Genomic DNA, 11,692 nt, shown 5'->3' on the forward strand with positions numbered 1-11,692 from the left:
GGAGCGGTTACTCCTCCTCGGCCTCGTCGGAGGGGGCGTCCGTGGGAGTCGAGGCCGCTCCGTCCGCCTCCAGCAGGCGGGCCAGCTGGCGTCCGACGATCCGCTTGAACTTCCGCTGCTGCGGACGGGTACGGTCCAGGACCGCCACCTCCAGCCGCTCCGCGGGGATCTCCCGCTCGCTGCCGTTGGTGTCGCGGGACAGCGCCTGCACGGCCAGCTTCAGCGCCTCGGCGAGCGACATCCCGTCGCGGTGCCGCTGGTCGAGGAAGGTGCTGATCTGCTCGGCGTTGCCGCCGACCGCGACCGAGCCGTGCTCGTCCACGATCGACCCGTCGTGCGGGAGGCGGTAGATCTGGTCGCCCTCCGGGGAGGTGCCGACCTCGGCGACCACCAGTTCGACCTCGTACGGCTTCTCACCGGCGCTGGAGAAGATCGTGCCCAGCGTCTGGGCGTAGACGTTGGCGAGGCCGCGGGCCGTCACGTCGTCCCGGTCGTAGGTGTAGCCGCGCAGGTCGGCGTAGCGGACGCCGCCGATCCGCAGGTTCTCGTACTCGTTGTACTTGCCGGCCGCGGCGAAGCCGATCCGGTCGTAGATCTCGCTGAACTTGTGCAGCGCGCGGGACGGGTTCTCACCGACGAAGACGATGCCGTCGGCGTACTGCAGCACAACGAGGCTGCGTCCACGGGCGATGCCCTTGCGGGCGTACTCCGCCCGGTCGGCCATGGCCTGTTGGGGTGAGACATAGAACGGCGTCGACACCGGCTATCCGTCCCTTTCTGTCAGTGGCGAGGTCATCAGAGCAGCGCGGCGCGCGGGCCGTCGGGCTGTTCGAGGCGGCGGTCCAGGACGGAGCGGGCGGTCTCGGAGGCTTCGGCCTCGGTGAGCTTGCGGAAACCCTCGTCCGTGATCACGGTGATGATCGGGTAGATGCGGCGGGCCACGTCCGGTCCGCCGGTCGCCGAGTCGTCGTCCGCCGCGTCGTACAGCGCCTGCACGACCAGGGTGATGGCCTGCTGCTCGGTGAGGTCGTCACGGAAGAGCTTCTTCATGGAGCCGCGCGCGAAGATCGAGCCGGAACCGGTGGCCGCGAAGCCGTGCTCCTCGGAGCGGCCGCCCGTCACGTCGTACGAGAAGATGCGGCCCTTCTCGCGGTCGACGTCCCAGCCGGCGAAGAGCGGGACGACGGCCAGGCCCTGCATGGCCATGCCGAGGTTGCTGCGGATCATCGTGGAGAGCCGGTTCGCCTTGCCCTCCAGGGAGAGCTGGGCGCCCTCGACCTTCTCGAAGTGCTCCAGCTCGAGCTGGAAGAGCTTGACCATCTCCACGGCGAGGCCCGCGGTGCCGGCGATGCCCACCGCCGAGTACTCGTCGGCCGGGAAGACCTTCTCGATGTCGCGCTGCGCGATCATGTTGCCCATGGTGGCCCGGCGGTCACCTGCCAGCACCACGCCCCCCGGGAACGTGGTGGCGACGATGGTGGTGCCGTGCGGGGCTTCGATGGCGCCCTGAAGGGGCGGCAGCGTCCGCTTGCCCGGCAGCAGCTCCGGCGAGTGGTCGGCCAGGAAGTCCATGAACGACGACGAGCCGGGCGTCAGGAAGGCTGCAGGCAGACGCCCGGTGCTACGAGGGTTGGCTTCCACGCGATTCCTTCCGAGATGAGGCGGCGGCCCGCCGCTGCGACGGCCGGACCGATCATGCGTGCTGTGCACGGACCTTACCCGTGTCGTCGCCGGTCATCCGCCCCGGAGCCGTCGAGGTTGGGGCTCGGGCGCCGGTGGGGCGCACGGGCGTGCGCCGACGGCCGGTCGCAGGGGGTCTCGCCCCCGGACCGGCGTCCGGGGGCGCCCCCGGTTCCTCACCGCCTCCGCGCCGCGCACCCGCGCACCCCTCGGGCCCGCTCGCCTTCCGCCGGCGGCCCGGGGCCGGACAACGTTCCTTACTGTCCGCCCTTTTGCACGAAGGAGCGCACGAAGTCCTCGGCGTTCTCCTCCAGGACGTCGTCGATCTCGTCCAGTACGGAGTCGACGTCGTCGGACAGCTTCTCCTGGCGCTCCTTGAGGTCCTCGGATGCCTGCGCGTCCTGCGCCTGCTCCTCGACCTCCTCGGTGGAACGCGTCGCCTTCTGCTGCCCGCCGCCGGTGTCCTTGGTCGCCATATCCCTCACCCCGCTCGTTTGCCCGCTTGGTTCGGTCTTGCAAGATCAGACCCTACAAGGACGGTCTGACATCGGCCCTGTGCTTTCCGCGACGCCTTGTTCGACGTCCAGGGATCATCCCCATGATTCCCACAGAATCCCGCACGAAGCTCTTTTCCTACGAGTGGTACGCGGTCTCAGCCACCGGACAGCACCCGGACCAGCTCCTCGGCCGTGCGGCAGCGGTCCAGCAGCTCCTTGACGTGGGCACGTGTACCGCGCAACGGCTCCAGCGTGGGCACCCGCTGCAGGGAGTCGCGGCCCGGCAGGTCGAAGATCACCGAGTCCCACGAGGCGGCGGCCACGTCGTCCGCGTACTGCTCCAGGCACCGGCCCCGGAAGTAGGCCCTGGTGTCCTCAGGAGGGCTGCTCCGGGCCCGCTGGACCGTTTCCTCGTCCAGCAGGCGCTTCATCTTCCCGCGGGCCGCCAGACGGTTGTACAGGCCCTTGTCGGGCCGCACGTCCGCGTACTGCAGGTCGACGAGGTGGAGGCGGGCCGCGTCCCAGTCCAGGCCGTCGCGGCGCCGGTAGCCCTCCATGAGCTCCCGCTTCGCGATCCAGTCCAGCTCCCCGGCCAGGCTCATCGGGTCGTTCTCCAGCCGGTTGAGCGTGTCCTCCCAGCGGCCCAGGACGTCCTTGGTCTGCTCGTCCGCGTCCGCGCCGAACCGCTCCTCCACGTACTTCCGGGCCAGCTCGAAGTACTCCATCTGAAGCTGCACCGCGGTCAGTGTCCGGCCGTTGCGCAGCGTGATCAGCCGCCGCAGATCCGGGTCGTGCGAGACCTGGTGCAGCGTACGAACGGGCTGGTCGACGGCCAGGTCGACGGTGATGAAGCCGTCCTCGATCATGGACAGGACCAGGGCGGTCGTGCCCAGCTTGAGGTAGGTCGAGATCTCGGACAGGTTCGCGTCGCCGATGATGACATGGAGCCGGCGGTACTTCTCGGCGTCCGCGTGCGGCTCGTCGCGCGTGTTGATGATGGGCCGCTTGAGGGTGGTCTCCAGGCCGACCTCGACCTCGAAGTAGTCCGCCCGCTGACTGATCTGGAAGCCGTGCTCGTGGCCGTCCTGCCCGATCCCGACCCGGCCCGCTCCGGTGACCACCTGCCGGGAGACGAAGAACGGCGTGAGGTGGCGCACGATGTCCGAGAAGGGGGTCTCCCGCTTCATCAGGTAGTTCTCGTGCGTGCCGTAGGAGGCGCCCTTGTTGTCGGTGTTGTTCTTGTAGAGGTGGATCGGCTGGGCGCCGGGGAGCTGGGCGGCCCGCTCGGCCGCCTCCGCCATGATCCGTTCGCCGGCCTTGTCCCACAGGACGGCGTCCCGCGGATTGGTGACCTCGGGGGCGCTGTACTCGGGGTGCGCGTGGTCGACGTAGAGCCGTGCGCCGTTCGTGAGGATCACATTGGCCAGGCCGATGTCCTCGTCGGTCAGCTGACTGGAGTCGGCGGCCTCGCGGGCGAGGTCGAAGCCGCGGGCGTCCCGCAGCGGGTTCTCCTCCTCGAAATCCCAGCGGGCGCGGCGCGCCCGGTGCATCGCCGCCGCGTAGGCGTTGACGATCTGGGACGAGGTGAGCATGGCATTGGCGTTCGGGTGCCCAGGGACGGAGATCCCGTACTCCGTCTCGATGCCCATTACTCGCCGTACAGTCATGCGGCCCTCCTTGCCCGGCGGCGTTCCCGTTCGGAAACGGCGCTCAAGTACCGCTGCTTCCCCGATGCGTATGCGGTGCCCGTCCCCGCACTGCGCGACTCGGCGGTACGGAAGAGCCTAGAACGCCTCCGCGCTGGTGGGGAGATCAATTGCGTCATTGTCACGGTGTGGTCGAAATGATGCCCCGGACCGCGGAAAGCAACCGCGGAAAGCAACCGGCTGCGGATGCCCGGTCCGGACATCCGCAGCCGGTCTGCGATCTACAGGTACTGGCCGGTATTCGCCACCGTGTCGATGGAGCGACCGGTGTCCGCGCCCTGCTTTCCTGTGACAAGGGTGCGGATGAAGACGATCCGCTCGCCCTTCTTACCGGAAATACGAGCCCAGTCGTCCGGATTCGTGGTGTTCGGCAGGTCCTCGTTCTCCTTGAACTCGTCCACGCACGCCTGGAGGAGGTGGGCGACCCGCAGGCCCTTCTGGTTGTGGTCGAGGAATGCCTTGATGGCCATCTTCTTGGCCCGGTCGACGATGTTCTGGATCATCGCTCCGGAGTTGAAGTCCTTGAAGTACAGGACTTCCTTGTCACCATTGGCGTACGTGACCTCGAGGAAGCGGTTCTCCTCGGACTCCGCGTACATCTGTTCCACGACCGACTGGATCATGGCCTGGGCGGCGACTTCCTTGGAGCCGTTGTGCTCGGCCAGGTCGTCCGCGTGCAGCGGCAGCGAAGGTGTCAGGTACTTGGCGAAGATGTCCTTGGCCGCCTCCGCGTCCGGACGCTCGATCTTGATCTTCACATCGAGCCGGCCGGGCCGCAGGATGGCCGGGTCGATCATGTCCTCGCGGTTGGAGGCGCCGATGACGATGACGTTCTCCAGGCCCTCCACACCGTCGATCTCGGCGAGCAGCTGCGGGACGATGGTGTTCTCCACGTCCGAGCTGACGCCGGAGCCGCGGGTGCGGAAGAGGGACTCCATCTCGTCGAAGAAGACGATGACGGGCGTGCCCTCACTCGCCTTTTCGCGAGCGCGCTGGAAGACCAGACGGATGTGCCGCTCGGTCTCGCCGACGTACTTGTTGAGGAGCTCGGGGCCCTTGATGTTGAGGAAGTAGCTCTTCCCCGCGGGCTGGCCGGTCACCTCGGCGACCTTCTTGGCAAGGGAGTTGGCGACGGCCTTCGCGATCAGCGTCTTGCCGCAGCCGGGCGGGCCGTAGAGCAGGATGCCCTTCGGCGGACGCAGTTCGTGCTCCTTGAAGAGGTCCGGGTAGAGGTACGGAAGCTCGACCGCGTCGCGGATCAGCTCGATCTGGTTCCCCAGACCACCGATCTTGTCGTAGTCGACGTCCGGCACCTCTTCGAGGACGAGCTCCTCGACCTCGCTCTTCGGGATGACCTCGTAGACGTAACCGGACCTGGGGTCGAGGAGCAGGGCGTCGCCGGGACGGATGGTGATGTCCAGCAGCGGCTCGGCGAGCCTCACCACCCGTTCCTCGTCGGTGTGCCCGATGACCAGGGCACGCTCGCCGTCCTCGAGGATCTCCTTGAGGGTGACGATGTCCCCGGCCCGCTCGAACTCCATGGCCTCGACCACGTTGAGCGCTTCGTTGAGCATTACTTCCTGGCCGCGCCGGAGCTCCTCGAGCTCGACGCTGGGGCTGACGTTCACCCGGAGCTTGCGGCCCCCGGTGAAGATGTCGCAGGTGCCGTCCTCATTGGCCTGCAGGAAGACACCGAAGCCCGCCGGCGGCTGTGCGAGCCGGTCGACCTCCTCCTTGAGGGCCACGATCTGGTCGCGGGCCTCACGGAGCGTGTTGGCGAGCCGCTCGTTCTGTGCGGACACACCGGCCAGATTGGTCTGCAGCTCGACGATCCGCTCTTCGAGAATCCTCGTGTGACGCGGAGAGTCGGCGAGCTTACGTCGCAGGACGGCGATTTCCTGCTCGAGATAGGCGACCTGGCCGGCTGGGTCCTCAGACCCCCGCCCCGGCCGGATGCCGCGGTTGATGTCGTCGTCGTGGGCTGCCACGGTCCTCACCTCCTCCAAGGGGAGCTGGACGCTTCCTGACCCTACCTGGGTGGGTGGTGATTGAAACCCCTAGATCACAAAGACTCTCGAGGTGTGTCCGATCTTCACCCTTGCGCTCTCCCTCACGCCAGGGGGATACCCACCCATCAACATTCGAAAGCGGGCGGTTGTATCGTCGGGGTGGTCAACACCCGTCAGGGCTGGCCTGACTTAGCCGCCCGACCCACATGAACGACGCTCCGAAACGGCAGGGGATATGACCGTGCAGCACGAGGCTCCGACCACGGGCGCCGACGAGGCGCTCGAGGTCTGGATCGACCAGGACCTCTGCACCGGCGACGGCATCTGCGCCCAGTACGCCCCGGAGGTCTTCGAGCTGGACATCGACGGCCTGGCGTACGTGAAGAGCGGCGACGACGAGCTGTTGCAGGACAAGGGCGCCACGACGCCCGTCCCGCTGCCCCTCCTCCAGGACGTCGTCGACTCCGCGAAGGAATGCCCGGGCGACTGCATCCACGTACGGCGCGTTTCGGACAAGGTGGAGGTCTACGGTCCGGACGCGGAGTGACGGGTCACATACCCCGTGCTTCCGCGGGACCGGAGCGGACGAACTTTCCACCCGCCCATCGCCACTTGACCGTTTCCTCCTGATCCGGGCAGCAACGCGGCACATCCGCCGAGGAGTACCCGAACAGCGTCGCCGTGACCGCTCCGTCACGTACCGCGAGACGCCCCACGCTGAGCCGCTCGGACGGCTCCACCAGGGTGGCCACCACGCGCGGCTCGTTCCCCGCGCTCCGCGCGAGTACGTACACACCGCTCGGTGGGGTCCCGGAACCGGCCTCGCAGTGGGCCGCGGCGACCGTCTCGGGGCGGCCGTCGCCGTCGATGTCACCCGAGGCCTTCTTCACCACCACGCTGCGTGCGCCCGCGCAGTCCAGCGGGTACGTCACGGCCGCCGCGTCGGGCGCGGGGGCCGGTGCGGCGGCGGTCCGGAGCCCGCCCGTCCGGGCCGTCTGGGAGGCGGTGGCGGCGCCGGGCTGCAGCAGTGCCGCGACCGCGACCACCGCGGCCATGGCCGTCGCGGTGGCGAGCCAGTGCACCGGGCGGGCGTGGGTGTGCGCGAGGTCCGGGACGGCGGAGGTCTGCACGCGGAGCGTCTCCTGTGGCTGTGCGGTGGGGTGGCCAGCATCGTGCCACAGGTCACAGGCGGGCGGAACAGCGGGGTCCCGCTCCGCTCGGTTTCGCGGACGGTGAACAGACAGGCGCCGCTGCCGAGTTCCCGTGCGGGGACGGGAACTCGGCAGCGGCGCCGGTGCGTTGTCGGGGCGTCGGCCCTGTGGGGCTCAGCCCTTGTTGGGGCCTTCGTAGTCGTCGCCGTACGCGCCCTTGGCGGGCCGGCGGTGGCGCATCGGAGGCTCCACGCCGTCCGCGAGACGACGGGCGGTGACCAGGAAGCCGGTGTGGCCGATCATGCGGTGGTCCGGGCGGACCGCCAGGCCCTCGACGTGCCAGTTGCGGATCATCGACTCCCACGGCTGCGGCTCGGCGTAGCAGCCGATCTCGCGGATGGACTCCACGGTGCGGGCGAGCTGGGTGGTCGTCGCGACGTAGCAGCAGAGGATGCCGCCGGGGACGAGCGCCTTGGAGACGGCCTCCAGGCACTCCCAGGGCGCGAGCATGTCCAGGATGACGCGGTCGACGTCGGCGTCGGACAGGTTGTCCTGGAGGTCGCCCACGGTGAGCTGCCAGGCCGGGTGCGGGCCACCGAAGTAGCGCTCGACGTTGGCCTTGGCGATCTCCGCGAAGTCCTCACGGCGCTCGTAGGAGTGGAGCATGCCGCTGTCCCCGATGGCGCGCAGCAGGAAGCTGCTGAGCGAGCCGGAGCCCACGCCCGCCTCGACGACGCGCGCGCCGGGGAAGATGTCCGCGAAGGCCAGGATCTGCCCCGCGTCCTTGGGGTAGACCACGGCGGCGCCGCGGGGCATGGACAGGACGTAGTCGGGGAGCAGGGGGCGCAGCGCGAGGTAGGCGACGTTTCCCGTGGTACGGACAACACTGCCCTCGGGAGCACCGATCAGCTCGTCGTGCGGGAAGGAACCCTTGTGGGTGTGGAAGTTCTTCCCGGCTTCGAGCGTGAACGTGTAGTGGCGTCCCTTGGGGTCGGTGAGCTGGACCTGGTCCCCGACCTTGAAGGGCCCGCGACGGCGGGCGGCACCGGTCGGTTCGGACATGTGAGCAGCCTATCAAGGGCCGGGTCCCCCTCCGCCCGCCCGCCGCAGCCCCTGACCGGGCCACCGTCCCGGGGCCGCGCCCGGCCGGTCGCCCACGACGGGTGACCGGGAGTGCGGGCTCCTGGGGAGTGTCTTCGAAGGAGCGTCGTCCGCCCGAAGGGCGGACCTGGCGGCGTCCGGCACGTGCGATGGGGAGGCGGAGGAAGGAGCCACTGCGGTGGGGGCACCTGCCGTGCCCGAAGGGCTCGTGCCGGGCGCCGCCGGGCAGACGGGACTGTGCAGACACGGCCTACGAGGAGGGCCGTGCCATCGCCTGGACGAAGGCTCGTTCCACGTCGGCCGTGGAGAGGACGCCGTAGATCTCGCCGGTCTCCTCGACGACCAGGTACTCGGTGGCGGGGGTGGCACGGAGGCGTTCCAGGAGGGCCTCGCCGGCGAGCTCGGCCGGGACCTTCATGCCCTCGGTGAGGTCCTGGGCGAGGCCGCTGACCGCGACCCAGGGGCGGCGGTGCTGGGGGACGCCGACGATCGCCGTCTCGCGGACCAGGGCGGTCGGTTCGCCGTGGCCGTCGACGACGACCAGGGCGCGGGCGCCTGCTTCGTTGGCGCGGCGCAGGGCCTCGGAGAGGGGGGTGCCGGCCTCGACGGGGACGGCGCGGCGGGTGAGGGCGCGGGCGCGCAGGTCGGGCAGGTGCTCGCGCAGGCGCGCCATGCGCAGGCTGTTTCCGGCGCCGGTCCAGATGATCGCGGCGAGGATCGCGGCCAGCAGGGCGTTGGTGACGGTTTCCATGCCGCTGATCTCGTGGCCCGCGGAGCCGAGCCCGCCCGTGTGGGTGAGCAGCGGGAGGCCGATGAGGACGCCCACGGCGAGTGCGCGGCCGAACCAGGCGGCGGCGACGGTGCCGGTCATCGGCTTGCCGGTGATCTTCCACACGACGGCGCGGAGCATGCGGCCGCCGTCCAGCGGGAGGCCGGGCAGCAGGTTGAAGGCGGCGACGAGCAGGTTGGAGAACATCAGGCCGCCGAGCAGGACGCCGGGGACGGTGTCGGGCTCGACGGCGTACATCGCGGCGTAGAAGACGCCGGAGAGGATCAGGGAGAGCAGGGGGCCGACGAAGGCGAGGACGAATTCGCGGCCGGGTGTCTCGGATTCCTTCTCGATCTCGGAGACGCCGCCGAAGAACTGGAGCTGGATGCGGCGCACCGGCAGCTTGAAGCGGAGGGCCGCGAGGGTGTGGGCGAGCTCGTGGACGAGGACGGAGGCGTAGAAGGCCACCGCGAAGAAGAGGGAGACCAGATAGCGGGCGTTGCCGAGCTCGGGCAGGACGCGGTCGAGCTGGCCGCCGAAGACCCAGGTGATCAGGGCGGCCACCAGGAACCAGCTGGGGGCCACGTAGACGGGCACGCCGAAGAGCCGGCCCATGAGGATGCCGCCGCCGGATTCCTGCGGCTTTCCGCCCTGGGGCGGGGCTCCGGCCGTGTCGGACCGCGGGCGGGGGGTCTCGCCGCTCTCGTCGTCCTTGTTCACGGGTTCCCTTCGGTGCGTAGCGTCATTCGCGATCACGATCATGCAATGTCTGGGGTTCCGTCGTCGATGGTATGCCGCTCGCTGTCAGTGGCGGGCCGTAGGGTTCTGAACCATGACCACGAGCCCTTCCAGCTCACCGAGCTCTCCGAGCTCCCCGAGCCCGCAGCCGCCCGCGTCGCTGTCGCCGTCGCGGGCGAGCGACTTCATGCAGTGTCCCCTGCTGTACCGGTTCCGGGTGATCGACAAGCTGCCGGAGAAGCCGAGCGAGGCGGCGACGCGGGGCACGCTGGTCCATGCGGTGCTGGAGCGGCTCTTCGACGATCCGGCGGCGGAGCGTACGGCTCCGCGGGCCAGGGCGATGGTGCCGGGCCAGTGGGAGCGGCTGCTGGAGTCGCGGCCGGAGCTGGCGGAGCTCTTCGAGGGTGACGCGGACGGTGAGCGGCTGACGCGCTGGCTGGCCGAGGCGGAGCAGCTGGTCGAGCGGTGGTTCACGCTGGAGGACCCGACGCGGCTGGAGCCGGCGGAGCGGGAGCTGTTCGTGGAGACGGAGCTGGAATCGGGGCTGCGGCTGCGGGGGGTGATCGACCGGGTCGATGTGGCGCCGACGGGTGAGGTGCGGATCGTCGACTACAAGACGGGCAAGGCGCCTCGGCCGGAGTACAGCGAGGGGGCGCTGTTCCAGATGACGTTCTACGCCCTGGTGGTGTGGCGCCTGAAGGGGGTGGTGCCGCGCCGGCTGCAGCTGGTGTACCTGGGCAGTGGGGACGTCCTCACGTACGACCCGGTGGAGGCGGATCTGCTGCGGGTGGAGCGGAAGCTGCTGGCGCTGTGGGACGCGATCAGCCGGGCGACGGAGACCGGCGAGTGGCGGCCGCGCCCGACGAAGCTGTGCGGGTGGTGCGATCACCAGGCGGTGTGCCCGGAGTTCGGCGGTACTCCGCCGGTCTACCCGCTGCCGGTGGTGCCCCCGCAGCGTACGGGGACGCCCTCACCGGCGCCGGAAGCCGGGTGACCGGTGCCGGGGGCCCGGAGGGCGGATGACCGGCCCGGAGGGGGGATGACCGGTAACCGGTGCGAGGGCCGGGCGGGTGCCAGGGGCCCGGTGGCAGGGTGACCCGTGCCAGGGGCCCGGGAGGCCGGTGACCGGCGCCGGGGGACGTCGTGGTTCCCGTCGGCGGGCGGAGCAGTGGGTTCCGGTACGACACCTCCCGGCAGCGCGGGACCCCGGGAGGCGGGTGGGGGGCGTCAGGGCAGAATGGGGCGGTCAGCTGAGCCTTTAAGGAGTACCCGTGGCCATCCGCGTCCTCTTGGTCGACGACCAGCCGTTGTTGCGCACCGGCTTCCGGATGATTCTGGAGGCGGAGCAGGACATCGCGGTGGTCGGTGAGGCCGGGGACGGCCTCCAGGCCATCGACCAGGTGCGGGCGCTGCAGCCCGATGTGGTGCTGATGGACATCCGGATGCCGCGGATGGACGGCGTGGAGGCGACCCGTCAGATCACCGGTCCCGGCCGGGACGGGCCCGCGAAGGTGCTGGTGCTGACCACGTTCGATCTGGACGAGTACGTCGTGGAGGCGCTGCGCGCCGGGGCGAGCGGCTTCCTGCTGAAGGACGCGCCCGCCCATGAACTCGTGCAGGCGATCCGGGTGGTCGCGGCGGGTGAGGCGATGCTCGCGCCGAGCATCACACGGCGGCTGCTCGACAAGTACGCGGGTCATCTGCCGTCCGGCGAGGAGCCGGTGCCGGACGCCCTGAACACGCTGACGGACCGTGAGGTCGAGGTCCTGAAGCTGGTGGCGCGCGGTCTGTCGAACGCGGAGATCGCCGCCGATCTGTTCGTCAGCGAGACGACGGTCAAGACGCATGTGGGACACGTGCTGACGAAGCTGGGCCTGCGGGACCGGGTGCAGGCCGCGGTGTACGCGTACGAGAGCGGTCTGGTCCGGCCCGGCGCCCAGTGACGGACGGCGCCGCGCGATGACGGCGCGGAGCCGCGGGACGGCATACGGAAGCGGGGGGGGGGGGCGGAGTTTCTTCGACCCCCCCCCCCTCCCCCGCG

At 69.9% G+C, this 11,692-nt stretch carries 12 protein-coding genes; 3 read left to right on the top strand and 9 right to left on the bottom strand.

Annotated elements, in window-relative coordinates; genetic code table 11:
• Positions 1-7: 7 nt before the first annotated feature.
• The 5 genes from prcA to arc form a co-directional block, all read right to left on the bottom strand.
• Positions 8-760 carry a proteasome subunit alpha gene (prcA, locus tag ABZZ38_RS27710; RefSeq protein ID WP_356744816.1) on the bottom strand — a complete coding sequence of 251 codons (753 nt, stop codon included), beginning with the start codon at positions 758-760 and terminating at the stop codon, positions 8-10.
• 35 nt (positions 761-795) lie between these two features.
• Positions 796-1,641, bottom strand: a complete 846-nt coding sequence (gene prcB, locus ABZZ38_RS27715) for a proteasome subunit beta (RefSeq protein ID WP_356744818.1) — start codon at positions 1,639-1,641, stop codon at positions 796-798.
• Between the two features lie 296 nt (positions 1,642-1,937).
• A complete protein-coding gene (locus ABZZ38_RS27720) occupies positions 1,938-2,156 on the bottom strand; it encodes a ubiquitin-like protein Pup (protein ID WP_016325855.1) in 219 nt (72 codons plus the stop codon).
• 176 nt (positions 2,157-2,332) lie between these two features.
• Complete coding sequence (gene dop / locus ABZZ38_RS27725) at positions 2,333-3,844, bottom strand: depupylase/deamidase Dop (RefSeq protein WP_356744820.1); 1,512 nt, start codon at positions 3,842-3,844, stop codon at positions 2,333-2,335.
• A 260-nt stretch (positions 3,845-4,104) separates the two neighbouring features.
• The gene (gene arc, locus ABZZ38_RS27730; protein WP_356744822.1) at positions 4,105-5,871 is read right to left on the bottom strand and encodes a proteasome ATPase; all 1,767 of its coding nucleotides are present in this window, start codon (positions 5,869-5,871) and stop codon (positions 4,105-4,107) included.
• A 256-nt stretch (positions 5,872-6,127) separates the two neighbouring features.
• Here arc and ABZZ38_RS27735 point away from each other — a divergent pair, with 256 nt between their 5' ends.
• A complete protein-coding gene (locus tag ABZZ38_RS27735; RefSeq protein ID WP_356744824.1) occupies positions 6,128-6,439 on the top strand; it encodes a ferredoxin in 312 nt (103 codons plus the stop codon).
• Between the two features lie 4 nt (positions 6,440-6,443).
• Here ABZZ38_RS27735 and ABZZ38_RS27740 read toward each other — a convergent pair whose 3' ends face one another.
• The 4 genes from ABZZ38_RS27740 to ABZZ38_RS27755 form a co-directional block, all read right to left on the bottom strand.
• Positions 6,444-7,022, bottom strand: a complete 579-nt coding sequence (locus tag ABZZ38_RS27740) for a hypothetical protein (protein ID WP_356744826.1) — start codon at positions 7,020-7,022, stop codon at positions 6,444-6,446.
• Positions 7,023-7,217: 195 nt separating this feature from the next.
• Positions 7,218-8,105 carry a tRNA (adenine-N1)-methyltransferase gene (locus ABZZ38_RS27745; protein WP_356744828.1) on the bottom strand — a complete coding sequence of 296 codons (888 nt, stop codon included), beginning with the start codon at positions 8,103-8,105 and terminating at the stop codon, positions 7,218-7,220.
• A 289-nt stretch (positions 8,106-8,394) separates the two neighbouring features.
• Positions 8,395-9,633 (bottom strand): site-2 protease family protein, encoded by a 1,239-nt coding sequence (locus tag ABZZ38_RS27750; RefSeq protein ID WP_356744830.1) that lies wholly within the window; start codon positions 9,631-9,633, stop codon positions 8,395-8,397.
• 84 nt (positions 9,634-9,717) lie between these two features.
• Positions 9,718-9,840, bottom strand: coding sequence for a hypothetical protein (locus ABZZ38_RS27755; protein ID WP_356744832.1), 123 nt, complete (start codon positions 9,838-9,840; stop codon positions 9,718-9,720).
• On the opposite strand from ABZZ38_RS27755, the gene ABZZ38_RS27760 reads away from it, so the two are divergent.
• On the top strand, positions 9,839-10,645 hold the full coding sequence (locus ABZZ38_RS27760) for a PD-(D/E)XK nuclease family protein (protein ID WP_356744834.1): 807 nt from the start codon (positions 9,839-9,841) through the stop codon (positions 10,643-10,645). The genes ABZZ38_RS27755 and ABZZ38_RS27760 overlap by 2 nt on opposite strands.
• A gap of 277 nt (positions 10,646-10,922) precedes the next feature.
• Complete coding sequence (locus ABZZ38_RS27765) at positions 10,923-11,594, top strand: response regulator transcription factor (protein ID WP_356744836.1); 672 nt, start codon at positions 10,923-10,925, stop codon at positions 11,592-11,594.
• The last annotated feature ends 98 nt before the right edge of the window (positions 11,595-11,692 follow it).

This window comes from Streptomyces sp. NPDC006368, assembly GCF_040612535.1.
In the GTDB taxonomy this organism is placed as follows: Bacteria; Actinomycetota; Actinomycetes; order Streptomycetales; family Streptomycetaceae; genus Streptomyces.

Excerpts from the sequence above, each read along its gene's own strand:
- ABZZ38_RS27760 (WP_356744834.1), top strand. The coding sequence starts at position 9,839 with ATGCAGTGTCCCCTGCTGTACCGGTTCCGGGTGATCGACAAGCTGCCG.
- ABZZ38_RS27755 (WP_356744832.1), bottom strand. The coding sequence starts at position 9,840 with ATGAAGTCGCTCGCCCGCGACGGCGACAGCGACGCGGGCGGCTGCGGG.
- ABZZ38_RS27735 (WP_356744824.1), top strand. The coding sequence starts at position 6,128 with ATGACCGTGCAGCACGAGGCTCCGACCACGGGCGCCGACGAGGCGCTC.
- ABZZ38_RS27720 (WP_016325855.1), bottom strand. The coding sequence starts at position 2,156 with ATGGCGACCAAGGACACCGGCGGCGGGCAGCAGAAGGCGACGCGTTCC.
- ABZZ38_RS27745 (WP_356744828.1), bottom strand. The coding sequence starts at position 8,105 with ATGTCCGAACCGACCGGTGCCGCCCGCCGTCGCGGGCCCTTCAAGGTC.
- dop (WP_356744820.1), bottom strand. The coding sequence starts at position 3,844 with ATGACTGTACGGCGAGTAATGGGCATCGAGACGGAGTACGGGATCTCC.